This window comes from Streptomyces sp. MUM 2J, from assembly GCF_022414535.1.
GTDB lineage: Bacteria > Actinomycetota > Actinomycetes > Streptomycetales > Streptomycetaceae > Streptomyces.
This window is the reverse complement of sequence record NZ_JADWYM010000009.1, coordinates 46,323-72,572: the sequence shown is the minus strand read 5'-3', so window position 1 is coordinate 72,572 and position 26,250 is coordinate 46,323. Positions and strand designations below refer to the sequence as shown.

Sequence of the window (26,250 nt, the reverse complement as noted above, 5' to 3'; positions counted from 1 at the left end):
GGTGTCCTCGTCAGCCCTTGCACAGGGCGGCGGTCCTCAGGTCCGCCGGTGGGATGGTCTCCTTGCCGAAGCCGTACTCGCCGATGAGCTGCACGTAGCGGTCCGGGTCGGAGGTGATCTTCTTCAGCTCGCGGTTGAACGCGTCCCGCAGGTCCCCGCTGCCCTTGCGGAAGACGGCACCGCCCGGGCTGTACTGCTTCTTGCCGTCGACCTCCGGGATGAAGGCCTCGGTGACCTCCAGGCCGCTGTTGTTCCTGGCCAGCCAGTTCAGCGAGATGCTGGTCAGCAGGAAGACGTCGATCCGGCCGCCCTTGACCGCGTCCGCACCGTCCTGCGGCTTCTGCAGCGTCCTGACGTTGCCCCCGGAGATCCCGGCGGCGGTGGCGTAGCTCTTCTCGACCGCGCCGGACATCACACCGACGGTGACCCCGGCCTCCTTCGCCGACGCCAGGTCGGACAGGTTCTTCGGGTTGCCCTTCTTCACCATCATCGCGGTCGGCGAGACGAACTCCGGCTCGGAGAACAGCGCCTTCTCACAGCGGTCCGGGATGATCGCCATACCGGCGCTGATCACGTCGTACTTGCCCGCCTGCAGGCCGGGGATGAGGCCGTCCCACTCCGAGAACGTCGGGCGCAGCTCCCCGACGCCCAGCGCCTTGAAGATCTCCCGGTGCAGGGTCGGCGCCTCGCCCTTGAGCTGGTCGTCCTCCTTGTAGCCGTAGGGCGCCTCGTTGGCGTAGGCCACCTTCACGTAGCCCTGCTTCTTGAGCTGCTCCAGCTTCGAGCCCTCGCCGTCGCCGCCGTCGTCGGTCTTGCTGCAGGCGGTGATCAGGCCGGGGACGGCGATCAGACCGCCGACGGCCGCGCTTCTGGTGAGGAAACCGCGGCGGGACAGGTGGGGGAACGCGGACATGGACACTCGACCTCCAAAGAGAGCGTTGCCGGGGCGGCGTTGCGCAGACCTGCCGGGCCCACGCAGGCCAGTGGTGGCGCCTGCCCGATCCCGGCGACCTATGCGGTCCGCCCGGCGGATGTGACCCAACAGTGTCCGGAACGTGATCTTCTCTTTGTGTTCCGGCGCCTTCGGGTATGCGCACCGGCCGGGCCGGGGAAGGGGCACTGCATGGCCGATCGCTATCTGGAGGTGTCCCTCGCCCGGCGGGGGATCCGCTGCACCGCACAACTGCTCGACGAACGTGCGCCGCTGACGTGTGCCGCGGTGTGGGACGCACTGCCGCTGAACGGCGACGTCTACCACGCCAAGTACGCGCGCAACGAGATCTACGCCCTCTTCCCGCCGTTCGCGCAGCGGGAGCCCCCGCTGGAGAACCCCACGGTCACCCCGATCCCGGGAGACCTCTGCTACTTCTCCTTCGCCGGAACGGAGTTGGGCACCGGAGCCTACGGCTACGACCGCGAGGTCCGCGCCGGCACCACCGTCGTGGATCTGGCCCTGTTCTACGAGCGCAACAACCTGCTCCTCAACGGCGACGTCGGCTGGGTGCCCGGCATCGTCTGGGGGCAGGTCGTCGACGGGCTGGAGGCCATGGCCGAGGGCTGCAACGACCTGTGGCGGACGGGTGCGGCGGGGGAGACGCTCAACTTCCGGAGGGTGTGAGCGCTGAGGACGCGACGTTCGCCTCGTACAGGGCGTGCGCCGCCCGCAGCACCAGGTCGTCGCGGTGCCGGGCGGCCACGATCTGCATCCCCACCGGCAGCCCGCCCGGGTCCGTCCCGACCGGGACCGTGGCGGCGGGCTGCTGGGTCAGGTTGAACGGGTAGGTGAACGGTGTCCACCCCGTCCAGCGCCGGTGCCCCGACGCCCGCGGCACCTCCGCGCCCGTCTCGAACGCGGTGATCGGCAGCGTCGGCGTCAGCAGCAGGTCGTACCGCTCGTGGAAACGGCCCATCCGGCGGCCCAGGTCCATCCGGACATCGACCGCCGCGAGATAGTCCAGCGCGCTGTACCGGGCGCCGCGGGCGCAGATCTCCCGCAGCCCGGGGTCGAGCAACTCACGCTGTTGCGGCCCGAGGCCGTGGGTGAGCCGGGCGGCGCCGCTGAACCACAGGGTGTGGAAGGCGTCCACCGGATCGGTGACGTCGGGGTCGGTCTCCTCGACGTACGCGCCGAGCCCGGCCAGGCGCTCCACCGCCCGCCGCACCCCGGCGGCGACGGCCGGCCGGACCGCGACCTGCCCGCCGAGCGACGGCGAATAGGCCACGCGCAGCCCGTGCACCCCCTCGGCCAGGGCGTCGGTCCAGGAGCCGGTGACCGGGCCCAGCGCCGACCAGTCCCGGGCGTCCGGCGCGGCGATCACGTCCAGCAGCAGTGCCGCGTCCGCCGCGTCCCGCGTCATCGGACCCACGTGCGACAGCGTGCCGAAGGGACTCGCCGGATACACCGGGACCCGGCCGTACGTCGGCTTCAGCCCGAAGATCCCGCAGAACGAGGCGGGGATGCGGACGCTTCCGCCGCCGTCCGTGCCCAGCGACAGAGGGGCGGCGCCGAGCGCGACCGCCGCCGCGCTGCCGCCGCTGGACCCGCCCGCGGTGCGGGACGGGTCGCGGGGGTTGCGCGTGACGCCGGTGAGCGGCGAGTCGGTGACACCCTTCCAGCCGAACTCGGGGGTCGTGGTCTTGCCGATGAACACCGCGCCCTGCTCGCGCAGCCGCGCCACGGACGGGGCGTCCTCCGCCCAGTTCCCGTCCTCGGCGACGGTCCGGGAGCCGCGCAGGGTGGGGTGGCCGCGCAGCAGCAGCATGTCCTTGGCGGTGACGGGCACGCCGTCCAGCGGCCCGAGGGGCTCACCGCGCCGCAGACGGTCCTCGGCTGCGCGCGCCTGCGCGAGGGCTTCCTCGGTGAGGAGCCGCACGAACGCGTTCACGCGTGGCTGGATCCGCCCGGCCCGCTCCAGGGCCGCCCGGGTCGCCTCCACCGGGGAGAACTCACCCTTGCGGTAGCCCTCGACGAGCCGTACGGCGGTCAGCTCGGTGAGATCCGTCATGCATCCTCCCAGGGGCGTCAGTGGCCGGGGACGTATCCGCGGCTCTTGTCGACCACGTTCACCAGGGGCCGGCCGGCGGCCCAGCGCTCGTACAACTCCACGAACTGCGCACCGAGCTCTTCCCGCCAGCCGACCGTGTCGCCGCTCATGTGCGGGGAGACGAGCAGTCCCGGAACCTGCCACAAGGGGCTGTTCGGGGCCAGCGGTTCATGGGTGAGGACATCCACCGCGGCGCCCGCGATCCAGCGCTTCGACAGGGCCTCGGCCAGGGCGTCCTCGTCGACCAGGGGGCCCCGGCCGACGTTGACGAAGCGGGCGGAGGGCTGCATCACGCCGAAGCGGCGCAGGTCGAACATGCCGCGCGTCGCGTCCGTGAGCGGGGCCGCCGCGATCACCCAGTCGGCGCGGGACAGCAGCCGGTCGAGGTCGTCCGGGCCGTGGATGCCGGTGCGCGGGGTGCGGCCGACGATCGCGGCCGTCACACCGAGCGACTTCAGGGTGCGGGCGATCGCCCGGCCGATCGGCCCGGAACCGACCACGCACGCGCGCGTGCCGGCCAGCCGCATGCTCTCGCGGTGCCGCCACTCCCGCTTCTGCTGGAGCTCCCAGGTCCGGGGCAGGTCCTTGGCCATGGCCAGCACCAGCGCGGCGACGTACTCGGCGATCGGCTGGTCGAAGACACCGCGCGCGTTGGTGACCACCGTGTCGGACGCGGCGAGCGCCGGGCACATCAGGTGGTCCACCCCCGCGCTGGCCGTGTGCACCCAGCGCGGGCGCGGGCCTTCGCCGGGCCAGGCCCGGGCCACCGCGTGCGAGGTGAAGTCCCACACCAGCAGCACGTCGGCGTCCGGCAGCCGGGCGGCGAGGCCCGTCTCGTCCGTGTGCACGATCCGGGCGCGGCCGGTGAGGCGGCCGAGGCGGGGTGGGGGGTCCGCGTCGAGGACGAGGAGGGTCGGGACAGTCATTCAGGGCCGTTTCTGCGGAGGCTGCTTCAAGGACGGGGTCTCCGGGCGTTCTCGGACGTTCTCCGGGCGTGCTTCCGGCGGTGGTGCGGGAGCCTTGCGGGGTGTTCCGGGTGCGGAAACGGGTGGTCCGACCCGGGTCGGGGCGGTGACCTGCTGTCTGACATGCGCGGATTGACCACGCTCGCACCCGAACCTACCGTCGTCAACAGGGGCGCCTGTACGATCCGTTGCCCCGTCGTCTCCGACCGCGAGGCGGTGTCTGCCATGGGCGTCATGGATGTCACTTTTCTCGGCGGCCCCCGCCCCCAGCGCGGAGTCGGTGTGGTCGCGCCCTTCGACTTCGCGCTCGACCGGGAACTGTGGCGCTGGACGCCCGACGACGTCTCCCTGCACCTCACCCGGACGCCGTACGTCCCGGTCGAGGTGAGTCTCGGCCTGGCCCGGCTGGTCAGCGAGCACGAGACGCTCACCGACGCCGTCCGCGCGCTGATCGCGGTGACGCCCGAGGTCGTCGCCTACGCCTGCGCCTCCGGCAGCTTCGTCGGCGGGATCACCGGCGAGCAGCGCATGTGCGAGGCGATGGTGCGGGCGGGTGTCGTGCCGGCCCTCACCACCTCCGGGGCGCTGTTGGAGGCGCTGGCCGAACTGGGCGCGGTCCGGGTGGCGCTGGTGACGCCGTACACCGAGTCGGTGACCCGGGCGCTGGAGCTGTACATGGCGCACGCGGGCGTCACCGTGACCGGGTGCGCCTTCATGGGGCTGACCCGGCACATCTGGAAGGTCCCGTACCGCGACGTGGCGGACATGGCGCGGCGGGCGGTGGGAGCCGGGGCGCCGGACGCGCTGTTCATCTCCTGCACCAACCTGCCGACGTACGACGTGATCCCCCAACTGGAGGCCGAACTACGCATTCCGGTGCTGTCGGCCAACCAGGTGACGATGTGGGCGGCGCTGCGTCGGCTGGGTACCCGGGCCGTGGGGCCGTATCAGGCGCTGCTCGACGAATCCGCGCGGGCATGGCCCCCGGCCGTCCCGGAGGTGCCGGACGGCGAGCAGCAGGAAGGGTGGACATGACAGCACTCGGGTTCCTCTATCCGGGCCACTCGGCCGAGGACGACTACCCGCGCATCGAGCAGCTCCTGGGCAGCGACATCCGGCTGGACCTCGTCCACACGGACATCGGCGAGGACGCGCACCGGGTCGACGCGCTGCGCCGGATGGGCGCGCCCGAGCGGCTTGCCGCCGGGGTGGAGGAGCTGCGGCTGGCCGGGGCCGAGTCGGTGGTGTGGGCGTGCACCAGCGGCGGCTTCGTCCGTGGCTGGGAGGGCGCCCACGAGCAGGTGCGTGCCCTGGCGCGGGCGGCCGGGATGCCGGCCTCCTCCACGTCGTTCGCCTTCGTGCACGCGGTGCGGGAGCTGGGGGTGCGCCGGGCCGCCGTCGGGGCGACCTACCCCGACGACATCGCCGGGATGTTCGCCGGCTTCCTGCGTGCCGCGGGCGTGGACGTGGCCGGGGTGCGGGGGGCCGGGATCGTCACGGCGGCCGAGGTCTCCACCTGGGGGGAGGAGCGGGTTCTGGCGTTGGCCCGTGCGGCGGACCGGGAGGACGCGGACGCGGTGCTGCTGCCGGACACCGCGCTGCACACCGCCGCGTGCCTGCCCGCGCTGGAGAAGGAGTTGGGCAAGCCGGTGCTCACGGCGAACCAGGTGACCGTGTGGGAGGGGCTGCGGCTGGCGGACCGCCGGGTGAACGCACCGGAACTCGGAGTCCTGTTCCGACGGGAGCCGCTGGTCCAGGCGTGAAGCAAATCACCCCACGGGCCCGGCCCCGAAGCCGGCTCGGCGGGCCCGGACGCCGCGCCGGGCGGGGCATGCCGCACCCGGCGCGCCCCGGCACGCCGTGGCCCCCCGGCCCCGCGGGATGCGTCCCGGTTCCTTCTCCCGTCACGCCTCCGCCCCGGCGGAATAACCGGAGACCGTCTCCTGTTGGTGTCCGGAGGACACCGCACGCCGTACACCGCAGGAGGCACCCCCGTGGGCGCAGACGACACCACCGGCGACGAGATACGTGGGACGGCGCGGGGGGCCGCCGCCGTGCCGCTGTCGGTGCTGGACCTGGTCACGGTCGGGGCCGGGCGCACCGCCACCGACGCCCTGCGCACCAGCGTCGCCCTCGCCCGGCTGGGCGAGTCCCGCGGGTTCCACCGGTACTGGGTGGCCGAGCACCACTCGATGCCGGGCGTGGCCTCCTCCTCCCCGGCGGTGATCCTCGCCCACCTCGCCGCCCGCACCAAGCGCATCCGGCTCGGCTCCGGCGGCGTGATGCTGCCCAACCACGCGCCGCTGGTGATCGCCGAGCAGTTCGGGACGCTGGAGGCGATGGCGCCGGGACGGATCGACCTCGGGCTCGGACGGGCGCCCGGGACGGACGGGGCGACCGCTGCCGCGCTGCGCCGCGCCGACCGGCTCGACGAGGGCGCCGACGACTTCCCCGAGCAGCTGGCCGAGTTGACGCGGTTCCTCGACGACGACTTCCCGGACGGGCACCCCTACCGGCGCATCCACGCCGTCCCCGGTCCCGTCCAGGCCACCTCGCCGGGCGGTGTGCAGTCCCCGCACCGGCCGCCGATCTGGCTGCTCGGTTCGTCCGGGTTCAGTGCACGGCTGGCCGGCCTGCTGGGGCTGCCGTTCGCCTTCGCGCACCACTTCTCGGCGCAGAACACGATTCCGGCCCTGGACCTGTACAGGGAGTCCTTCCGGCCGTCCGCGGTGCTCGACGGGCCCTACGCCCTCATCGGCGTCGCCGCCCTCGCCGCCGACGACGAGCGGGAGGCCCGGCGGCAGGTGCGGGCCGGCGCGCTGAGCATGCTGCGCCTGCGGATGGGGCGGCCGGGGCTGGTGCCGACACCGGAGGAGGCCGCGGCGCACGAGTTCAGCCCGCGGGAGGAGGAGTTCGTCGCGTCCTGGAGTTCCAACGTCGTCCACGGCACGGCCGACGAGGTCCGCGCGGGCCTGGACGACCTGCACAAGCGCACCGGGGCGGACGAGCTGATGCTCACCTCCAACGCGCACGGCGGGGACGTGCGGCTGAGGTCGTATCAGCTCGTCGCCGACGCCTACGGGCTCCCCGCGGACTGACGGCGGTGCCCGTCGGGGTGTGGCGGCACCGATGCCCCCGGCACGGGTATCGCCGGCACGGGTATCGGGGCCGGGTCAGCTCCCCGGCGTGCAGGCGGCCCCCGTGCCCAGCAGTTCGGAGATGCGCTCCGGCGGCACCGGACGGGAGTACAGCCAGCCCTGGCCGGTGTCGCAGCCGATGCCGCGCAGCCGGTCGGCCTGGGCGGCCGTCTCCACGCATTCGGCGGTGACGGTGAGGCCGAGGCGGTGGGCCAGCTGGATCATCGCCTCGACGATGACCTCGTCGGCGGGGCTCGGGCCGGCGTCGCCGCCGTCGTACTGGAATCCGCGCACGAAGGAGCCGTCGAGCTTCAGCACGTCGACCGGGAGGCGGCTGAGATAGGCCAGGTTCGAGTAGCCGGTCCCGAAGTCGTCGATGGCGATGCGCACGCCCATGTCGCTGAGGGCCTGGAGCGTACGCAGCGGGCGGCCCGCGGAGCCCATGACCGCCGACTCCGTCAGCTCCAGCTGGAGGAGGTGCGGCGCCAGGCCGGTCTCGGCCAGGGTCCGGGCCACGTCCGCGACCAGGTCCGAGTCCCAGACCTGGCGGACGGCGACGTTGACGCTGACGAAGACCGGCGGTTCCCCGGGGTGCTCGTGCTGCCAGCGGCGTGCCTGACGGCAGGCGGCGGCCAGGATCCAGCGGCCCAGCGGCACGATGGAACCGTCCTCCTCGGCCAGTGTGATGAACCGATTCGGCGGTAGCACTCCGAAGCGCGGGTGGTCCCAGCGCACCAGGGCCTCCACGCCGCGCAGCCGCCCGTCCGACATGCCGACCAGCGGCTGGTAGTCGAGGACGAACTCGCCCCGCTCGATGGCGGGGCGGAGAGTGGACGCCAGTGCCTGACGAGTCATCAGGTGGGCGTTGCGCTCGGGGTCGAACAGGGTCCAGCGGGCCTTGCCGTCGGCCTTGGCCCAGTACAGCGTCGTGTCGGCCGCCTGCATGAGCCCGGTGGCCGTCGTACCGGCGGCGTGACGTTCGACGACACCGATCGAGGCCGACAGCGACAGGCGCTGACCGGCCAGGTCGAAGGGCGCCTGAAGGGCCGTCAGGACCGCTTCGGCGAGCTCCGAGAGCTGCTCCGTCCCGGTGGAGTCCTCCACGAGGAGCGCGAACTCGTCGCCGCCCAGCCGCGCCACCAGCGGGGCGCTGACCCGGTTGTGCCCGGCGTCGTCGGCGCAGCGGGTCAGCCGCTCGGCGACCGCCGCGAGCAGGCGGTCTCCCTCGCGGTGCCCGAGGGTGTCGTTGATGGCCTTGAAGCCGTCCAGGTCCAGGTAGCACAGGCCGATCCGGCCGGTGCCGCCCAGTTCGTACGACTCCGCGTCCAGCGCCGCCGACAGGCGCTCGAAGAAGAGGGCGCGGTTGGGCAGCCTGGTCACCGGGTCGTGCATCTCCAAGTGCCGCAGCCTCGCCTGGAGTTCGCGGCGGGCGCTGATGTCGGCGATCGACAGCAGGACGCCGGGCTCGTCCCCGGCCAGCGGGGAGACGGTGACCTGCGCCCACACCGCCGGGCCGCCGGGATGCTTCAGGCGGCGCGTGCAGCGCAGCATCGCCGTGCGGCCGCGCAGCACCTCGCGGTAGGTGTGCCAGGTGCGGGCGTCGGAGGCCAGGTCCACCAGGTCGGCCGCGGCCCGTCCGGCCAACTCGTCCGGTGCGCGGCCGAGCAGGTCCCCGAGCATGTCGTTGGCGTGCACGACCAGGCCCTCGGGGTCGACCACGGCCATGGCGAGCGGTGCGGCGGTGAAGGCGGTTTGGTAGGGGGCGCGGCGCGTGGCCTCGGGACGGAGAGCAGGTGATCCGGTCCGCGCGGTGGGCGATCCGGCACGGGCGGAGTCGATCACATCACTCTCCGTAACGGTCGACCCGTCGATGTCTGTCGCGGGCGTCGGCCCCTCGGACGTTCCGTTCACCGCTCGCTCCCGCAGTCCACTCGATCGTTGTCCGCGCAGGAAAGTGTGCCGATCATAGAGGTTGCCGCCAGTCCCTTCCAGCCGTCGTCCACGGTTCAGGATCGCGGGGCCACTGCAGCAGATCGTTTCTGCGTGCGCCTGGGCGGCTTGTTCCCACCCTCGACCGAACGTGACGTTCCGTGAGTGATTCGGGGGTGTCGGCCTGGTGGGGCCCCGTGTCGCGTCCCTCACACGTCTGGATCAGATAAACAGGCAATACGGCAATAAACACGGACAAGCTGGGGGCGGTGTCTCGTCCATCGCTTCCGGAGGTCCCGTTGCCGCGTCAGCTCCGCCTCAAGGGACTCGCCCGTACGGCCGCCGTGCGCGCCCGGGGGCTCGGCGGTGCTCTCCTGCGGCCCCGACTGCGCAGCACCGCGGCCGTGTTCACCACCATGGCGGCCCTCGCCGCGACCTCCCTGATCTCGGGCCCCTCGGTCGCCGAACCCTTCTCCACGGCGCCCTGCGCCCTGCGGCGCACCGCAGCCCACCACTCCGAGGGGCTCGACACCTGGAACGCCGCCTATCCGCGGCCGACCCGCCCGCTGGACGCCGTCATGCTCTTCCTCTCCTTCCCGGACTCCGAGCCCCTGGCCACCCCCGCCGAACTGGCCGCCGACCACTTCCCCGACACCAGCCGCTACTTCACCCGTGCCTCCTACGGCAGGTTCACCCTGCACCCCCACGCCCTGCGGCGCTGGTTCCGGATGCCGCGTCCCTCCACCGCCTATGACATACAGCGCGACTGGAACGCCGCGGACCGTGGCGCCTACCTGCGCGACGCGCTCGCCGTCACCGATCCGCACGTCGACTTCTCCCGGTACGACATCGTCTACCTGGTCGCCGACCCGGACGCACCCGGTGTCGACTCGGACGCCACGAAGGTCGTCAACCTGGAGGCGCCGCTGCGGGCCGACGGCACCGACCTGCACCGCATCGTGACGGTCTTCGAGCACCACCCGCCCGACCGGCTGGTCCTCGCGCACGAGACCGGGCACGTCCTCGATCTGCCCGACCTCTACCACCGGCCGGTCGACGGCAAGGGTGACTGGGACACCTACGTCGGCGACTGGGACCTGATGGGCAGTCAGTTCGGGCTGGCTCCGGACCTCTTCGGGTGGCACAAGTGGAAGCTGGGCTGGCTGGAGCCGCGGCAGGTGAGGTGTGTGCGGGGCACCCGGCCGACCCGGCTCACCCTGGAGCCCCTCGGTGCCGGCCCCGGCGCCCCGGTCACCGGCGCCGCGGGCGCGCCCGCCTTCGGCCTCGGCAACGGCGTCAAGCTCGCCGTCGTCCGCACCGGCCGCGACAGCGTCCTGGCGTTCGAGGCGCGCGGGCCGGTCGGCAACGACCGTGCCGCCTGCCGTGCCGGCGTCCTCGTCTACCGGGTGAGCAGTACGGCCGAGTCCGGTCGTGGTCCCGTCGAGGTGATCGACGCCCACCCGCACGACGAGGCCTGCTGGGCGGGATCGGTCTATCCACCCCTCGCCGACGCCCCCGTCGCCCTCGGCGAGAGCTTCACCGTCCCGGGGGAGGGCGTGCGGGTGGAGGTACAGGGGCGTACGCCGTCGGGAGCGTGGACCGTGCAGATCACGCCGGGGGTGTCCGGGGCGGGTGCGGGAGCCTGACCGCGGCGGCGCGGGGTCGGTGCGGTGGCACGGGCGGCGGGTGGCACGGCGCAGGTGGCCGACCGGGCGAAGGCCGTCGAGGCGGTGCCCCGGGGTGGCGGGCGGGGGAAAAGACGAAAAGCCCCCCGCTGAGGCGAGGAGCCTTTCGACTGTCGTGCGCCGCCAGGGACTCGAACCCCGGACCCGCTGATTAAGAGTCAGCTGCTCTAACCAACTGAGCTAGCGGCGCCTGCTGACGTCGTAGACACTAGCACCCTGGTCGGCGGGGTGCGAAATCGATATCCGCACGGCGGTACGGGCCGCCCGGACGGCCGCCCACAGCACGACCTCGGGGCCGGGTAACCAGGGGTGCCGGGTGTCGGGTGCCACCAGCCAGCGGCTCGCGGCCGTCGCCGGGCAGGAGGGGGCCGGCGCCGGTACCGTCACCGCGTCGCCGGTGCCGTGGCAGAGCAGCGGCGGGATGCCCGCCGTGCGGTCGCCGCCCCACTCCTCCCACTCCAGCAGCGCGGGCAGCCGATGGGCGGTGCCGGGGGCGGCGAAGAGCAGCATCCGCCCGCGGTGCACCGCCACCGGGCCGGAACCCGGCCCCTCGTCCCACAACCGGTCCAGCATGCGGCGCCCGAACAGGGCGGGCACGCCGACGACGTCGAAGACGGAGCCGCAGGGCAGCACCACCGGGACGTCCGGGTGCTCCTCCCAGAGCGCGAGGGTGCTGCGGGGGTACACGGCGGCCGAGGCGAGCCAGGCGGCGCCGTTGTGTGTGACATGGCGAGTGCTGCTCATGTCGCCTACGTCTACCCGGGGTGAACGAACGGTTCTCCAGAGTTGCGGGAAAACGGGACGCCGGAGGGCGCCAAGGGGTATCTTGCCCGGCTGGCATATGCCAGCCGGGCGGGGTGCGGCCAACCGGCGGGCCGGGCGGACACGCCGGCCGGCCGGCCGGCGGGCGGTCGGTCGAGGCGGTCCAGATGGTCCGGGCGGGGCGGGTGCGTCAGGTGAGGTCGCCGAAGCCCGCCGCCGCGCCCTCGCCGCTGCGCAGCAGGTCACGGCCGAACTCGACCATCTTCTTCGCGTAGTCCTCGGTCCACGCGGCCCGCTCGGCGATGTCCGCGGCCGTCATCCGGTCGAACCGGCGCGGGTCGGCGAGCTGTGCCGCGGCGATCGCCTGGAACTCCATGGCCCGGTCGGTCGCCGCGCGGAACGCCTGGGTCAGCTCCGTCGCCCGGGCCAGCAGCGCCTGCGGGTCGGCGATCGACTCCAGGTCGAAGAAGTGCTCGGGGTCGGAGGTCGCCTCCGCGGGCTCGAAGAGCAGGGGCGCGGGGCGTAGCCGCGGTTCGTTGCGACGCGGCGTGGGCTCCGCCATGTCATGTCCTCCTCGTGAGGTCGTACGTGCGTGCGTTCCCGGACCCGCCGGCGGGTCCGGGCGCCTTGTGCGGGGGCCGTCTTCCATTGTCCCGCGCCGGCGCAAGGGGACCCCGGGCGGACGGACACCGCCGCCGGGCCCCGCGGACTCAAGTTCTCCAGGCCACGCGATGTTCCCCGAGGCGCGACAGCACGGCGTGGTTCGCCTCCCAGCCGTCGGGGAACTTCACGACCGTCCCCAGCTGGACCGGCTCCGTCGACGGGTAGTCGTCCAGGAGCTCGCCCACACCCGCCCGGCACACCACGATGCACGCGTGCCGGTGCCGCGAGGCCAGGACGCACAGGCGCCCGGTCTCCAGATGGAAGGCGGTCGCGTCGGGGCGGCCGGACAAGGGATGCAGCACCACGGTCACGTCGTACTCGCGGCCCTGGAGCCGGTTGGCGGTGTCGACGGTGACGTCGGTCGCGCCCACCTCGGCGAGGGCCGCCCGGACGGCCGCCGCCTGGTCGCGGTGGGCGGTGCCGACGGCGATGCGGTCGGAGGTGAGCGGGGAGGGGCCGGCGGAACGCTCGGAGGCCGCCGCGCCGCCGCGCTCCAGCAGCCGCCGCACCACCGCGGCCACCGCGCCCACCGCCTCCGGATCCGTGCGCGGGGTGTGCCGCCGCGGCAGCTCCAGCAGCCCCCAGCCCGACGCGGCCGCCTCGTCGATCACCCGGTCGGGAGCCGAGCCGTCCGACGGCACGCCGAACGACAGACGGCGGTCGCCGTGGTCGGTGCCGCTGCGGAAGGGGGTGTAGGGGTAGAAGGCGTCCGACACCAGCGGCGCCGCCGACGCGGGCAGCCGCCAGGACACCGGCAGGCGGTGTTGCGGCAGCTCCGGGTTGTGGGCGAGCAGAGTGGTCACCGCCGACGCCGAGGGGTCGTACGACAGTCCCGCCCACTGCTCGCTGCCGACGATCGCGAACGGGTCCAGCTGGCCGGGGTCGCCGACGAACAGGGCGCGCTCGAAGAGCCCGGCCACGGCGAGCAGGCTGTCCGAGCGCATCTGGTACGCCTCGTCGACGATCGCGTGCCGCCACGGCTCGTCCGCCTTGACATGTGCCCACTTGGCGGCGGTGGACAGGACCACGGGCAGGCCGGCCAGCTCCGCCGCCTTCGCCGACGTACGCACCTGCGGCAGGCCGTCGAGCGCCTTGTCGTAGGGGTCGGCGTCGCTGCTGTGCAGGCGGCCCACCGGCAGCTCGGGGTTCTTCTCGGCCAGCCGCAGCACCAGGTCGTCGACCTGCGCGTTGGTCTGCGCGACCACCATCAGCGCACGCCCGGCGTCCGCCAGCTCCAGCGCCGCCCGCACCACGAGCGTGGACTTGCCGGCACCGGGCGGCGAGTCGACGACGACACCGCGGTGCCGGCCGTGCAGCGTGTCGCGCAGGATGGCGTCGGTGGCCCGGGCAGCCGCCGCACCCGGGTCGAAGCCGGCCTCACGGGTCTGCGGCAGGGTCAAAGAAGGTCCTCCTCGGTCGTCGGGTCGGCTGCCTCCGCACGTGCGGCCTGTTCGCCCGGCGGTCCGCCGTGCGTCCACGGGGTGTCCTCCGGGTCGGGCAGTTTCGCGCCGCCGCGCTGCTCGTGCTCGAACAGGGTGAAGCAGATCCGGTCGCCCTTCACGGGCACGGACCCCTCCGCGGGTTCCTTGCCGCGGCCCATGCGGTCGACGATCCGCAGCACGACCGCACCGTCGTCGGCCCCGGAGCCGCCCGGCCCCTCGCCGCCGCCCGCCCCGGGTGCGCCGCCCTCCGCGTGTTCGCCGCCCTCCGCATGTTCGCCGCCGGCGTGCCCCACGAACTCGGCCGTCTGCGGTTTCCCGTCCAGCGACCGGTACACCTTCGTCCGCCCGGCCAGGTGCGGGCGGTCGTCCGTGCGGACGGTCACCAGCGGGCGCGGACCGGGCCGCCGGCCCTCGCTCCAGGTCATGACGACGTCCGTGACCTCGCCGGCGAACGCCTCCCCGGCCAGCCGCCGCCCCGCCATCACCAGCGGATCGTCCAGTGCCTCCTGAGCCTCCAGCCTGGCCTGCTCCCGCTCGCGCGAGGCCAGCTTGTTCGCGGCCGTCACCGCGTCGTCGCGGCGCGGCTGCGGCGGCTCGCCCGCCAGCACGCGGTCACGGTGGCCGGTGAACGACCAGCGGTCCCGCGTCCACCGCTCCTCCGCGTGCGCGCCCTCCGGGAGCTCCCGCAGCAGCTCCAGACCGCGCCACACCGCCCGCCAGGTGGGCAGCGTGGCCCGCTCCACCAGGGCGCGGATCTCCTGCTCGGCCGCGGTCAGGACGCCGAGCCGCTCGTCGGCGGCCGGGCCGTCCTCCGCCGCGGCCAGGGCGGTACGGGCGCGGTCGTAGCGTTCGATGGCGGGGGCGAGCAGCTTGTTGTCGAACGCCGGGTCGGTGGCCGGTCCGGCCGGCGGGCACACCAGCTGCCCCGCGGCGTCCCGTTCCCGCTCGGCCCGCTCGGCGGCCTCGGCGCCCGTCATGCCCGGCGGCGGGTCGATCCACGCCAGCAGCGCGCCCAGGTGCTGGTCCTCCAGGCTGGACTGTCCGGTCGCCCAGTGCCGGGCCAGCACCTCGGTCAGCGCCAGCAGCAGCGAGGAGCCGGGCACCCGGGCCCGCTCCCCGTAGTGGGTCAGCCACCGGCCGAGCAACGGCACCCGCGGCGGCGCCGGGTACGGCGACTGCGGATCCTGCTCCGCCGTCCGCCGGAACCGCATGGAGCGGCCCAGCAGCCGGACGAACTCGATGCCCGCGCGGCTCGGCACGACCAGCTGCGGGGCGTCCGCGCACAGGTCGACCTCGACCTTGACCCGCTTGCCGGTCTCCGGATCGGTCTCGGTCCGCTCGGCCGCCTCCACGGCGTCGGCGCAGGACTCGATGTGCGGCAGGACGATGTCGGCCAGCTCGGACAGGAGCGCGAACCTCAGGTCGCGGTCGCGCGGCTGGGGCACGACGAGCAGCCGCGGCGCGTCCGGATCGGTGCCGACGAGCGCGCCGAGCGGAGCACCGGCCTCGCCCGCGGTCGTCAGCGGAACGACGACCAGCGGACGGTCCGACAGGTGCCGGTGCCGCACGGTCGCGGTGGGCCGCGCACGGCCGGAGCCGACGGCCTCCAGGCGGGCGAGGGTGACGATCAGCGACACGCCGCCCCCTCCAGTGCCTCCGCCCGCAGCGCCGCCGCCCTGCGCAGTGCCGCCACCGCCGGGTCGTCCGGGTCGCCGGCCTCCCCGCGGGCCGCGGCCAGCACGTCCTCGACGGTGGCCAGGCCGCCCAGCTCGGCCCGCGCCGAGCGGCCCAGCGACGTCACCGCGCCCGCCCCGCGGGACCGGTCGCGGCAGTGGAAGGCCAGTTCGCAGGCGGCCAGGCAGTCCGGCGCGTAGGTCGCCGGGACCGCCTCCACGGCGGCCGTGAGCTGCTCGGCGGGCAGCTCGGGGGAGAAACACGTGCCTTCGGGGAGCGCGTCGGCGATCTCCTCGACGCGGGTGAGGCGGGACAGCTGCCGGGCGGTCACCGCGCGCTGCTTGCGGACGTCGACCGCGCAGGCGGCGGGCAGGTTGGAGAAGTCCTTCGGGCAGACCAGCAGGATCCGATGGTGGATCCCCGGCGCGGGATCGAGCCGGGCGGCGACCTCCTCCAGCGCGAGCACGTACACCGCGGCCTGCCGGGCCGCGGCACCCACCTTCGCCGGGTCCGCGGAGCCGTCCAGCATCGGGAACGACTTGATCTCCACGACCGTCCAGGCGCCGTCCGGGTGCACCACCACCGCGTCCGGCTCCAGGAACGCGGGGGAGCCGGCGACGTCCAGCGCCAGCATCGGATGGTCCAGCAGCGTCCAGCCGCCCGCCACCGCGGCCTCCCGCAGCGCCAGCGCCGTCCGCGCCGTGCGGCCCTCGGGGCCGGCCGCGGTCAGGTCGGGTGCGTACGTCCGCTCCGGCGGCGGCGCCTGCGGGTCCAGCCGCTCCCGCACCAGCCGCAGCAGTTCCGCACCGCCGTCCGCCTTCACCCGCGCCTCGAAGGCGTTGCCCCGCGTGAGGGCGAACTGGGACTGCCCGAAGGCCGAGGGCGCGCCCAGCGCGCTCGCCAGCGCCGCCTTGTCCACCCCGGCGCCGTCGAGCAGCGCGCGTCTGCTGCAGCCCGGGTTCGCGGCCAGCGCGGCGAGGCCGCGTGCGTCCAGGGCCCTGGCCGGTACGTCCGGACCGCGCAGCTCAGCGAGCCGGTGCCGGAGCGCCTTCCCCCGCCGGGACGTTGTCCGTGGGGGAGGCACCCGGCTCGGCTCCGGCTCCGAGCCGCGCGTCGCGCTGCCGTGGAATTCGCTCACCCGCCGAAGTCTGGCATCCGCCACTGACAAGTGGGGCGTCTGCGGCACCGGAGCCCTCCGCGCCGATCGGGACGCGTGCCCCGATCCAGGACCACACCCTGTCCAGGCGGCGCATGACGACCGGCGCCAGCAGCAGTCCGGCGCCCATCACGGCCACGCCCGCCGCCGCGTCGAGGAAGTAGTGGTTGGCGGTGCCCATTATCACGAGCGAGGTGACGAGCGGGTAGACGACCCCTGCCACCTTCGTGGTCCGCGTGCCGCCGTACCGCCACAGCATCACTCCGCACCACAGGGCCCAGCCGGCGTGCAGACTCGGCATGGCCGCGTACTGGTTGGTCATGCCGCCCAGGCCGCGCGGGGCGCTGGCCTGGGCGCCCCACCAGCCGTACGAGCTGTACTGGGCCATGGTGTCGACGAAGCCGTGGCCCGCCGGCAGCAGCCGCGGCGGGCAGGTCGGCAGCAGGGTGAAGCCGATCAGGCCGATGAAGGTCGACGTCATCAGCCAGGTGCGGGCCGCCCGGTAGTGCACGGCACGCGACCTGAAGAGCCAGACCAGCAGCGCGGGCGTGACCAGGTAGTGCAGCGACGCGTACCAGAAGTCGGCCGGGACACCGAGCCACGCCTGACGGGTGAACAGCTGGTTGAGCGGGTGCTCGGCATCGAGGTGCAGGGCCTGCTCGATCCGCAGGATGTCCAGGCCGTGGCCGACGGCGGAGGACACGTCGCCGCGCACCAGGAGCCGGCCGGCGGAGTAGCAGGCGTACACGAGCAGTATCAGCGGCAGCTCCGTCCACCATCGCAGCCGGGTCCGCGGGGCTGCCTCTATGCCTGGAGGCTCGGTCTGCGGCATCCGATTCGCCCTCCCCCTTCTTGTCGCTGCTACACCCGGTGGCGCGGACGGTCACTCTACGGCGTGGGCCTGCGCCCGTACCGGGCGCCCCCCGGCCCTGATAGACGTCGCGAGCGCCCACCGGGTTGCCCGCGACGGGAGTGCGCGATGATGGAGGGGGGTTCCGCTTCGGGCCGTGCCGCCGCCGTCGGCGGAGTGCGGGCCGGCCGCACGCACGGGCGTCTCCCCGGGAGGTGCACACCGGTCCCCGAGCCGCACGCACGGCCTCCCCGCTCGTCCCGCCTTGTCTCCCCTCGCCCCCTCGTTCCCTCTCCCACGGAAAGGCCGCTCATGGCACCGCGCATCCTGCTGGCCCGGCACGGACAGACCCAGTGGTCGCTGTCCGGCAAGCACACCGGCAGGACGGACGTCCCCCTCCTGGAGGAGGGCCGCCGGGGTGCCAAGCTGCTCGGCCGGCGGCTGAACCGGGTCCCCTTCGACGGTCTCGCCGGAGCCGAGGTCCGCACCAGCCCGCTGGCACGCGCGCGTGAGACGTGCGAAATCGCCGGCTTCGGCGACCGGGCGGTCACCTGGGAGACGCTCATGGAGTGGGACTACGGGGCGTACGAGGGCATGACCCCCGACGAGATCCAGGCCGTCCGCCCCGGCTGGCTGATCTGGCGCGACGGTGTCCCCCGGGGCGAGTCCCTCGCCGACGTCACCGCCCGCGCGGACGAGGCCGTCGCCTGGGCCCGCTCCGCCGACCGCGACGTCCTGGTCTTCGCCCACGGCCACATCCTGCGCTCCATCGGCGCGCGCTGGCTGGGACTCCCGCTGGACTTCGCGGCCCGGATACGCCTGAACCCGACCTCCCTGTCGGTCCTCGGCTGGGCCTACGGGGAACCCGCCATCGACAGTTGGAACGACCTGGGGCACCTGGCCGGGCAGCTGCCGTAGGCGCGGCACCGGTGGCCGTGGGAGGCGCGCCCCGCGGTGCCGCGCCGTGCCCACCGATCCCGGCGGCGGGCGCCGGCCGACCCGGTTCAAGCGGTCCGGGGCAGCGAGGCGTGCCGCTCCAGGAACTGCGACACACCCGAGGCACGCCGGTGCGGCAGCAGCACCCGCGCGGTCCCCGCCAGCATCGTCCGGATCCGTGACGACTGCACCTCGCCCAACTGGTCCAGTACCCGCATCCCGGCCACGGCGGCCTCGTCGGGCCGTCCGCCGCGTGCGAGGTCGTCGGCCAGTTCGGCCGTGTACAGCGCGGTGTTCCGGGTGAAGTGCGGGTCCTGCAGCTGTGCCGCGCGCCGGGCGTGCTGTGCCGCGCGCCGCCAGTCGCCCAGCGCGGACCAGCACTGCGCCTCCAGGCCCTCCAGTTCCGCCTCGCCGTAGAAGCTCATCCACTCCGGGTCGGAGTCCGAGGTGCCGCGCGCGAACAACGCCTGTGCCCGGACCAGGGCCTGCTCGCAGGCGGCGCGGTCGGCGAGCCCCGCCCAGCCGCCCGCCTCGCGCAGCCCCAGCAGCGACATCAGGCGGGCGGAGCCCAGGGGGCGCGCCACGCGCTGGGCGGCCTGCGCGGCGCGCAGTGCCTCGCGCGGGCGCCCGGCGTCCCGGGCGAGGAACGCGGCGTTGCAGAAGGCGTGCGCCTCCAGCGCGTCGTCCCCCGTCATCCGGGCGGTCGCGAGGGCCTCCGCGTAGTGGGAGCGCGCGTCGTCGAAGCGGCCGGAGTCGTGGGCCAGCCAGCCGACCGAGATGGCGAGTTCGCCGGCGCCGGAGTGGAGCCGGTCGGCGGTCGCCTGCCGGGTCGCGCCGGCGTCCAGCAGCGCGTACGCGGCACGCAGCGGGGCCGCGGCGCGCCGGTACAGGCCGTCGGCGCCGTGCCGGTCGTCGAGCAGGCGGATCCTGCGGACGGCCTCCTCCAGCGCGCTCGCCTCACCCGCCCCCGGCCGGCCTGCGGGACGTCGTGCCGCCGCGGCGTCGGGGGCGGGGCCGAAGGGGCCCAGCGAGGCGGCGGCTACGGTGGCGCCCCCGCCGGTCATGAATGCGCGACGCAGCACGTCGCTCTCCTCGTGGTTGTCGTGCGTGTCGTACGGATTCTGCGTGTCGTGTGCGGCCGGCGTGTCGTACGGATCGCCGGTGACTTGCGTCCCAGCGGTCCGCGGCCTGCGCCCGCGGACGGCCGATCGGGGCGTGAACCCCAGGTCCGTCAGCGTGCGGCCGGGGAACATGTGCAGGAACACCCGCTCGTAGGCGTAGTTGGGGCAGCGGATCTCGCCCGCCTCGACCCGGCCGATGTAGCGCGCGTCGCAGCTGACCCGTTCCCCGATCTCGCGGGCGGCCCGCCGTACCAGCGCGGCGAACTCGGCCGGGGACCGTCGCCCGCGCACCTCCCGGAAGGCGAGGTTGGGCCGCGGTGGCCGGTCGGGCTGGGACGTCTGGGATGCGTTCAGCGTGGACGACGCCATGGCCGGGTCCTCTCGTGCGAACCGTCGAACCATGCCGGAGCACCGGGCGAGTTGACCGGTTTGCCGGTCTGATCACCTGTTTCCAGCGGGCAAGAACGTACCTGCTGGGGCGGAGCCGCCACGCGGTGTTTGGCTACAAACCGGATATCTCATCCGCGATCTGCCATGAACTGCCATCCTTTGCGGCGGACTTCAGCCGTAGCCGTTGACGCGGAGACGCGTTGGACGCTGTGGACCGCACAAGACGTTCTCGCGGGGTCGCGCAAGGTGTTTCGGAGGGGTTCCGTGGTGGAGGCCGGGATGGAGACCAGCCAGAGCATCGAGCCTTGTACGGCGCCGCCGACGGCAGGGCGCCCGCCGAGCCCGGTGTGCGACGCACCCCCGGCCACGCGGGCCGCCTGGGACCTGGTCACGGTGCCGACCCGGCAGGGTCTGGAGGCGGTGGACATCCTGCGGCGCGGCGCGATCGACGCCGTCGGCCCCGTCCTGCACGACGACGGCTGCGAGACGCTGGGCTTCCTCGTCCCGCCCGGAACCGCGGCCCGCTGGGACGTGCCGGGCAGCACCTGCACCGAGACCGACGGCCGCGGGGCCGGCCTGGCCCCGCCCGAGCCGCCGGTGGAAGGCTCGGACTGGCTCGTCCCGCCCGGGGAGGCGGACCTGGCGACCGACCCGGCGGTGCTGCGCGCCGCGCTGGGGGAGGCGGCCCGGCTGATCGAGGCGGCGGACAGCTGCCGCTGAGGCCGCCCCGGGCGCGCGGGCCGACGTGCGGCTCCGCATAATGGCCGAGTGGGCAGGTCCAGAAAACCCCGGCGCCGGCAGGCCGCCGCGGAACCCATCGTCGAGGGCGTCGACGGCGGGCTCGCGGAGCTGGTGCCGGACCGGGACCGGCCGCGGGCCTGGACACTGCTGCTCGACGGCGCGCCCCAGTCGCACGTCGACCTCGACGACCCGGCGTACCTGTCCTTCGAGTACCAGCGCCGCCTCGGCCACGTGGTCGACCTCGCCGCCCCGCCCGGCCGGCCGATCCACGCCGTCCACCTCGGCGGCGGCGCACTCACCCTCGCCCGCTATGTCGCCGACACCCGCCCCCGCTCCACCCAGCAGGTCGTCGAACGTGACGCATCCCTCGTCCGACTCATCCGGCGGACACTGCCGTTGGATCCGAACGCGCGGATACGCGTTCGGTCGGCGGACGCCCGCGAAGGGCTCGCCAAGGTGCCCGACGGCTGGGCCGACCTCGTCATCGCCGACGTCTTCAGCGGGGCCCGCACCCCCGCCCATCTGACCTCCACCGAGTTCCTCGACGAGGTCCGCAGGGCCCTGAAGCCCGGCGGCCTGTACACCGCCAACCTCGCCGACGGGCCGCCGCTGGCCCACCTGCGCGGGCAGGTCGCCACCGCCGCGGCGCGTTTCGCCGAACTCGCCCTTCTCGCCGACCCGGCGGTGCTGCGCGGCAAGCGGTTCGGCAACGCCGTCCTCGTCGCCTGCGACGCCCCGCTGCCGCTCGCGGAACTCACCCGCCGCGCCGCCTCCGACCCCCACCCGGGCCGGGTGGAGCACGGCCGCGCGCTCGTCGACTTCACCGGCGGCGCGGTCCCCGTCACGGACGCGCGGGCCGTCGCCTCACCCGCGCCGCCGCCGTCCGTGTTCCGCTGACGGCTGGGCCGGGGGACCGCGGCCCGGCGGGGCACGGGGGCGCGTGGCCGCGCGCCGCGTCAGTAGGTGCCGACCTCCACCCGCGGCGGGCCGTCGTGCCAGGTGCAGAACACCGAGACCCGGTCCGCACCCGAGGTGAACTCCACCCGGATCCACGCCTCCGTCTTCCACACCTGCATGGACCAGCCCGGCCCGGGCGTGGCGGAGACGAGGGAGGCGTCCGCGGTGCGGATGTCGAACACCACCCGGCCACCGTCGGTGTCGTAGCCCTTCACCCGGCCCGAGGCCGTGGCGGAGGGGCCGGGTGCGGTGCCCGCCGCAGGGGTGGGCGGCGCGGGCCGCGGGGACGTCGGGCTCGGCGCCGGCTGCGGTGAGGAGGACGCCGCGGACGGGCTCGGCCGCGGCGTCGACGACGCCAGCGGCGCGGACCTCTGCGTGGTCGCGTCGGCCGCCGTGATGGGCAGGGCACGCGGCGGATCGTAGGCCGTGCCCGCCATCACGGAGTGCACCCCCCACCACGACAGCGTGACCGCCGCGCCCGTGGCGAGCGACCACGCCAGTACGTGTAGGAGTCCTCTGCGCATCGTCGGCCATACTGCCTCACGCGCCCCGTCGGTGTCCCGCCGACGGGGAACGCTCCCCGATCGCCGACGGGACGGAAGGTGCCCTCACGGGCGGAAGGCGTCCACAGGGCGGAAGTTGTCCACAGGGCCCGGATGCCCGTCGACCGCATGGCGTACGGTGCGGCGCATGGCAAGTGTGCTCGTGGTCGAGGACGACCAGTTCGTACGCTCGGCGCTCATCCGGCATCTGACCGACGCCACCCACACGGTGCGCAGCGTCGGGACCGCGCTGGAAGCGCTGCGCGAGGTCGCCCATTTCCGCTTCGACGTGGTGATCCTGGACCTCGGACTGCCCGACCTGGACGGCTCCGAGGCCCTGAAGATGCTACGCGGCATCACGGACGTCCCCGTGATCATCGCCACCGCGCGGGACGACGAGGCGGAGATCGTCCGGCTGCTCAACGCCGGCGCGGACGACTACCTCACCAAGCCGTTCTCGGTGGAGCACCTCTCGGCGCGCATGGCGGCCGTGCTGCGCCGCGCCCGCTCCTTCGCCGGGGAGGCGCCCCCGCCCACGGTCATCCGGGTCGGCGGTCTCACCGTCGACCCGACGCGCCGCGAGGCCGAACTGGACGGAGCGCGGCTGGACCTGACCCGGCGCGAGTTCGACCTGCTCGCCTTCCTGGCCGGCCGGCCCGGTGTCGTCGTACCGCGCCGGGAGTTGCTCGCCGAGGTGTGGCAGCAGTCCTACGGCGACGACCAGACCATCGACGTCCACCTGTCCTGGCTGCGCCGCAAGCTGGGCGAGACGGCCGCCCGGCCCCGCTACCTGCACACCCTTCGCGGGGTGGGCGTGAAGCTGGAGCCGCCCGCGGAAGGGGAGCCGCCGCGATGAGATGGGCACTGGTCCGGGTCTGCCTGGCGGTCACCACCATGGTCGTGGTCGCCTTCGCCGTCCCGCTCGGCCTCGTCATCAAGGAGATGGCCCGGGACCGGGCGTTCTCCAACGCCGAACGGGTGGCCGCCGCGGTCGTCCCGGCGCTGTCCATCACCACCGACCGCGACCAGCTGGAAAGGGTTCTCGCCTCCGCGGAGTCGGACGCGGGCATGGCCGTCCACATCCCCGCGAGCGGCGACCGGCCGGCCGTCGACCTCGGGCGGCAGCGCGCCGCCGACGGCGACATCGCCACCGTGCGCCGACTGGGCCGCGCCTCCACCACCGCCGTGCCCGGAGGGTCGACGCTGCTGCAGCCGGTGGCGCTGAGCACGGGGGCGATGGCCGTGGTCGAGGTGTACGTCCCCGAGGCCGAGGTCAGCAACGGCGTCGGCACGGCCTGGGCGGTGCTCGCCGCGGTCGGGGCCGCCCTCGTCGTCGGGTCGGTCGCCGTCGCCGACCGGCTCGGGGTGCGGATGGTGCGGCCCGCGCAGAGCCTCGCCGAGGGCGCGCACGAGCTGGGGGAGGGGCGGCTGGGCGCCCGGGTGCCCGAGGAGGGGCCGACCGAACTGCGGCTCGCCGCCGTCGCGTTCAACTCCATGGCCGACCAGGTCGTCCAACTCCTCGCCAGCGAACGCGAGCTGGCCGCCGACCTGTCGCACCGCCTGCGCACCCCCCTGACCGTGCTGCGGCTCAACGCCGCCTCCCTCGGTGACGGTCCCGCCGCCGAGCAGACCCGGGCCGCGGTCGAGCAGCTGGAACGCGAGGTCGACACCATCATCCGCACGGCCCGGGAGGCCAAGCCGCAGACCGTCGCGGCCGGGCCGGGCGCCGGGTGCGACGCCGCCGAAGTGGTGCGGGAACGGATGGAGTTCTGGTCGGCGCTCGCCGAGGACGAGGGCCGCACCTGGCGGCTGGCCGGCGTCGACCGCCCGGTGCGCACGCCCGTGGCCCGCGCCGACCTGGCCGCCGCACTCGACGCGCTGCTCGGCAACGTCTTCCGGCACACCGGCGAGGGCACCGCCTTCGCGGTCGACGTGCACAGCGGCGAGGACGCCGTGATCGTGCTCGTCTCGGACGCGGGCCCGGGCATCGCCGACCCCGAGGTGGCCATGGCGCGCGGCCGGGGCTCGGGCAGCGACGGCTCCACGGGGCTCGGCCTGGACATCGTGCGCCGACTCGCGGAGTCCACGGGCGGCGACGTGCGGATCGGCCGCTCGATGCTGGGCGGCACGGAGGTGCGGATCTGGATCCAGCGGGACGGGCGGCAGCGCACACCCTCCGGGCGGGGACACCGCGGCGCGGTGCGGCGCCGCAGGCCGGGCAAACTGGTCTCGACCTTTAATGCACCCCGATCCCTTCCTTAAGCGCACCCTAAGCTCGTCAACACCGGCCGGGAACAGGTCATTTGTCGGACTTCCGGTCGCTAGCGTGCTGCCCACCCCACCCCGTGAACAGCGAAGGCAGGCACACGCATGACCACGCACCGGCGGAAGACCACTGTCAGGAACAAGGCGATCGGGGGCCTGGTCGCCGCGGCCGTCGTCGGTGGTGGCGCGGTCCTGCTCACGGGCACCGCGCAGGCGGCCGGCACCGGCGCCGCGTACACCAGGACCAGTGGCTGGTCCACCGGCTACACCGCGCAGTACGTCGTGACCAACAACAGCGGCCGGGCGGGCAAGGGCTGGACGCTGGAGTTCGACCTGCCGTCCGGTTCCACGCTCAGCTCCCTGTGGGACGGCGAGTCGAGCGTCAGCGGGCAGCACGTCACCGTCACGCCTCCGGCCTGGGACACCGACGGGCTGGCCGCCGGCGAGTCGGTGACCGTCGGATTCGTGGTCAACGGCACCGCCGACCCGGCGGGCTGCCGCATCGACGGGGACAGCTGCTCCACCGACGGCGGCGCCACCCCCGAGCCCAGTGGCCGTCCCACCGACCCGGCGACCCCGACCGCCACCCCCACGCAGACAGCCACCCCCACGCAGAGCGCTACGCCGACGCAGACAGCCACCCCCACCTCCTCGCAGAGCCCCGGCACCGCCACCACGGCCGGCTTCGCCCCGTACGTCGACACCTCCCTCTACCCGGCCTTCGACCTGCTCGCGAGCGCCGACGCGACCGGCGTGAAGAACTACAACCTCGCCTTCATCACCGACGGCGGCGGATGCACGCCCAAGTGGGGCGGCGTGACCGACCTCGCGAGCGACGGCGTCGCCTCCCAGATCGGGGCCCTGCGCGCCAAGGGCGGTGACGTGCGCGTCTCCTTCGGCGGTGCGTCCGGCACCGAGCTGGCCACCTCCTGCACCTCGGCGGACGCCCTGGCCGCGGCCTACGGCAAGGCCGTCGACGCCTACCGGCTCACCAAGGTCGACTTCGACATCGAGGGCGGCGCCCTGCCCGACACGGCCGCCAACACCCGCCGTGCCCGGGCCATCGCCGAACTCCAGCGGCGGCACCCGGACCTGGACGTCTCCTTCACCCTCCCGGTGATGCCGGAGGGCCTCACCCAGGACGGCGTCAACCTCCTGGCCGATGCCAAGCAGAACGGCGTGCGAACCAGCACTGTCAACATCATGGCGATGGACTACGGAGCCGCCTACAGCGGCGATATGGGCACGTACGCCGAGCAGGCCGCCACCGCCACGCAGGCTCAGATCAAGAGCGTCCTCGGGCTGAGCGACAGCGCCGCGTGGAAGGCCGTCGCCGTCACCCCGATGATCGGTGTCAACGACGTGGCGTCGGAGGTGTTCAAGGTCGGCGACGCCACCCAGCTGGTGTCCTTCGCCAAGTCCAGGGGTCTCGGCCGGCTGTCGATGTGGTCCGCCACCCGCGACAAGGCCTGCCCGGGCGGCCCCAAGCCCTCGGCCGACGCCACGTGCAGCTCCGTCGACCAGTCCCCGTTCGCCTTCTCGAAGGCTTTCTCGGCCTACAACTGACCCACCCGGGAACCGGACGGGAGCGACGGACCCCGGTCGCCCCTTGCCCGCCCCGGCCGGTCCTTCCCCCATGCCGGCCGGGGCGCCGCCCGGACCCGCCCTCCGAGGCGGCCGTGCCGGCCCCGGGCGCCGACGGGTTGAGCGGCCCGCCCGGCGCCCGGGGCCGGCCGTTTGCCGCGCGGGCCGGTCGTGCGCCCGGCGCGGCACGCTCTCCACTGCGTGCCGCGCCGGGCCGTCGCGTGCCGCGCCGGGCCGTGCCACGGGCCGGCGAGGCGCCGGGCGGGCGGTGCACGCACCGGCCGCCCGAGGGCGTGCTCCGTCCTCGGGCACGCGCCCGCAACCCCGCGCCCTGCACCAGAGCGTCCGGCACCAAGAGCCCCCGGTACCACGGCTCCCGGGAACCACGGGGCCCCGGGAGCCGGGCG

Annotated in this window: 23 protein-coding genes and 1 tRNA gene; 11 read left to right on the top strand and 13 right to left on the bottom strand. The window is 74.3% G+C overall.

Annotated elements, in window-relative coordinates; genetic code table 11:
• Window positions 1-10: 10 nt before the first annotated feature.
• Window positions 11-913 (bottom strand): ectoine/hydroxyectoine ABC transporter substrate-binding protein EhuB, encoded by a 903-nt coding sequence (ehuB, locus tag I3F54_RS11195; RefSeq protein ID WP_240118534.1) that lies wholly within the window; start codon window positions 911-913, stop codon window positions 11-13.
• 210 nt (window positions 914-1,123) lie between these two features.
• Between ehuB and I3F54_RS11190 the strand changes: the two genes are divergently transcribed.
• Entirely contained in the window at window positions 1,124-1,618 is a 495-nt protein-coding gene (locus I3F54_RS11190) for a DUF3830 family protein (protein ID WP_240118533.1), read from the top strand.
• On the opposite strand, the gene I3F54_RS11185 is transcribed toward I3F54_RS11190, so the two are convergent.
• Together I3F54_RS11185 and I3F54_RS11180 are read right to left on the bottom strand one after the other, a co-directional pair.
• A complete protein-coding gene (locus tag I3F54_RS11185; protein ID WP_240118532.1) occupies window positions 1,599-3,005 on the bottom strand; it encodes an amidase in 1,407 nt (468 codons plus the stop codon). The two genes, I3F54_RS11190 and I3F54_RS11185, sit on opposite strands and share 20 nt — an antisense overlap.
• 17 nt (window positions 3,006-3,022) lie before the next feature.
• Window positions 3,023-3,970: a D-2-hydroxyacid dehydrogenase gene (locus tag I3F54_RS11180; RefSeq protein ID WP_240118531.1), complete on the bottom strand. Its 948-nt coding sequence runs from the start codon at window positions 3,968-3,970 to the stop codon at window positions 3,023-3,025.
• 273 nt (window positions 3,971-4,243) lie between these two features.
• Here I3F54_RS11180 and I3F54_RS11175 point away from each other — a divergent pair, with 273 nt between their 5' ends.
• From I3F54_RS11175 to I3F54_RS11165, 3 genes are all read left to right on the top strand, one after another.
• On the top strand, window positions 4,244-5,044 hold the full coding sequence (locus I3F54_RS11175) for a decarboxylase (RefSeq protein WP_240118530.1): 801 nt from the start codon (window positions 4,244-4,246) through the stop codon (window positions 5,042-5,044).
• Window positions 5,041-5,772 (top strand): aspartate/glutamate racemase family protein, encoded by a 732-nt coding sequence (locus tag I3F54_RS11170; RefSeq protein ID WP_240118529.1) that lies wholly within the window; start codon window positions 5,041-5,043, stop codon window positions 5,770-5,772. Before I3F54_RS11175 ends, I3F54_RS11170 begins: the two co-directional genes overlap by 4 nt.
• A gap of 231 nt (window positions 5,773-6,003) precedes the next feature.
• Entirely contained in the window at window positions 6,004-7,107 is a 1,104-nt protein-coding gene (locus I3F54_RS11165) for an LLM class flavin-dependent oxidoreductase (RefSeq protein WP_240118528.1), read from the top strand.
• Window positions 7,108-7,182: 75 nt separating this feature from the next.
• Here the strand turns inward: I3F54_RS11165 and I3F54_RS11160 are convergent, their stop codons facing one another.
• On the bottom strand, window positions 7,183-9,057 hold the full coding sequence (locus I3F54_RS11160) for an EAL domain-containing protein (protein WP_240118527.1): 1,875 nt from the start codon (window positions 9,055-9,057) through the stop codon (window positions 7,183-7,185).
• A gap of 317 nt (window positions 9,058-9,374) precedes the next feature.
• Between I3F54_RS11160 and I3F54_RS11155 the strand changes: the two genes are divergently transcribed.
• The gene (locus I3F54_RS11155; protein ID WP_240118526.1) at window positions 9,375-10,721 is read left to right on the top strand and encodes a M6 family metalloprotease domain-containing protein; all 1,347 of its coding nucleotides are present in this window, start codon (window positions 9,375-9,377) and stop codon (window positions 10,719-10,721) included.
• A gap of 155 nt (window positions 10,722-10,876) precedes the next feature.
• Here the strand turns inward: I3F54_RS11155 and I3F54_RS11150 are convergent.
• The 7 genes from I3F54_RS11150 to I3F54_RS11120 all read right to left on the bottom strand — a co-directional run bounded on the left by I3F54_RS11150 (window position 10,877) and on the right by I3F54_RS11120 (window position 17,289).
• Window positions 10,877-10,950, bottom strand: a tRNA-Lys gene (locus I3F54_RS11150).
• Window positions 10,941-11,768: a bifunctional DNA primase/polymerase gene (locus I3F54_RS11145; RefSeq protein ID WP_374205900.1), complete on the bottom strand. Its 828-nt coding sequence runs from the start codon at window positions 11,766-11,768 to the stop codon at window positions 10,941-10,943. The genes I3F54_RS11150 and I3F54_RS11145 overlap by 10 nt, the downstream gene beginning before the upstream one ends.
• Window positions 11,713-12,084 (bottom strand): hypothetical protein, encoded by a 372-nt coding sequence (locus I3F54_RS11140; RefSeq protein ID WP_240118525.1) that lies wholly within the window; start codon window positions 12,082-12,084, stop codon window positions 11,713-11,715. The genes I3F54_RS11145 and I3F54_RS11140 overlap by 56 nt, the downstream gene beginning before the upstream one ends.
• Before the next feature lie 148 nt (window positions 12,085-12,232).
• Window positions 12,233-13,585, bottom strand: coding sequence for an AAA domain-containing protein (locus I3F54_RS11135; protein WP_240118524.1), 1,353 nt, complete (start codon window positions 13,583-13,585; stop codon window positions 12,233-12,235).
• Window positions 13,582-15,264 carry a hypothetical protein gene (locus I3F54_RS11130; RefSeq protein WP_240118523.1) on the bottom strand — a complete coding sequence of 561 codons (1,683 nt, stop codon included), beginning with the start codon at window positions 15,262-15,264 and terminating at the stop codon, window positions 13,582-13,584. The genes I3F54_RS11135 and I3F54_RS11130 overlap by 4 nt, the downstream gene beginning before the upstream one ends.
• Window positions 15,255-16,385: a hypothetical protein gene (locus I3F54_RS11125; protein ID WP_240118622.1), complete on the bottom strand. Its 1,131-nt coding sequence runs from the start codon at window positions 16,383-16,385 to the stop codon at window positions 15,255-15,257. Before I3F54_RS11125 ends, I3F54_RS11130 begins: the two co-directional genes overlap by 10 nt.
• Window positions 16,327-17,289, bottom strand: a complete 963-nt coding sequence (locus I3F54_RS11120; protein ID WP_240118522.1) for a phosphatase PAP2 family protein — start codon at window positions 17,287-17,289, stop codon at window positions 16,327-16,329. Before I3F54_RS11120 ends, I3F54_RS11125 begins: the two co-directional genes overlap by 59 nt.
• Window positions 17,290-17,619: 330 nt before the next feature.
• On the opposite strand from I3F54_RS11120, the gene I3F54_RS11115 reads away from it, so the two are divergent.
• Entirely contained in the window at window positions 17,620-18,225 is a 606-nt protein-coding gene (locus I3F54_RS11115; RefSeq protein ID WP_240118521.1) for a histidine phosphatase family protein, read from the top strand.
• 86 nt (window positions 18,226-18,311) lie between these two features.
• On the opposite strand, the gene I3F54_RS11110 is transcribed toward I3F54_RS11115, so the two are convergent.
• Window positions 18,312-19,733, bottom strand: a complete 1,422-nt coding sequence (locus I3F54_RS11110; protein WP_240118520.1) for a tetratricopeptide repeat protein — start codon at window positions 19,731-19,733, stop codon at window positions 18,312-18,314.
• Between the two features lie 300 nt (window positions 19,734-20,033).
• Between I3F54_RS11110 and I3F54_RS11105 the strand changes: the two genes are divergently transcribed.
• Both I3F54_RS11105 and I3F54_RS11100 read left to right on the top strand, forming a co-directional pair.
• On the top strand, window positions 20,034-20,474 hold the full coding sequence (locus tag I3F54_RS11105; protein WP_240118519.1) for a hypothetical protein: 441 nt from the start codon (window positions 20,034-20,036) through the stop codon (window positions 20,472-20,474).
• Between the two features lie 48 nt (window positions 20,475-20,522).
• Entirely contained in the window at window positions 20,523-21,392 is an 870-nt protein-coding gene (locus I3F54_RS11100; protein ID WP_240118518.1) for a spermidine synthase, read from the top strand.
• Window positions 21,393-21,451: 59 nt separating this feature from the next.
• Here the strand turns inward: I3F54_RS11100 and I3F54_RS11095 are convergent, their stop codons facing one another.
• Complete coding sequence (locus I3F54_RS11095; RefSeq protein WP_240118517.1) at window positions 21,452-21,976, bottom strand: hypothetical protein; 525 nt, start codon at window positions 21,974-21,976, stop codon at window positions 21,452-21,454.
• A gap of 166 nt (window positions 21,977-22,142) precedes the next feature.
• On the opposite strand from I3F54_RS11095, the gene I3F54_RS11090 reads away from it, so the two are divergent.
• The 3 genes from I3F54_RS11090 (at window position 22,143) to I3F54_RS11080 (ending at window position 25,825) form a co-directional block, all read left to right on the top strand.
• The gene (locus I3F54_RS11090) at window positions 22,143-22,850 is read left to right on the top strand and encodes a response regulator transcription factor (protein ID WP_240118516.1); all 708 of its coding nucleotides are present in this window, start codon (window positions 22,143-22,145) and stop codon (window positions 22,848-22,850) included.
• Complete coding sequence (locus I3F54_RS11085; protein WP_240118515.1) at window positions 22,847-24,256, top strand: HAMP domain-containing sensor histidine kinase; 1,410 nt, start codon at window positions 22,847-22,849, stop codon at window positions 24,254-24,256. The genes I3F54_RS11090 and I3F54_RS11085 overlap by 4 nt, the downstream gene beginning before the upstream one ends.
• 108 nt (window positions 24,257-24,364) lie before the next feature.
• Window positions 24,365-25,825, top strand: a complete 1,461-nt coding sequence (locus I3F54_RS11080; protein ID WP_240118514.1) for a cellulose binding domain-containing protein — start codon at window positions 24,365-24,367, stop codon at window positions 25,823-25,825.
• Window positions 25,826-26,250 lie beyond the last annotated feature (425 nt).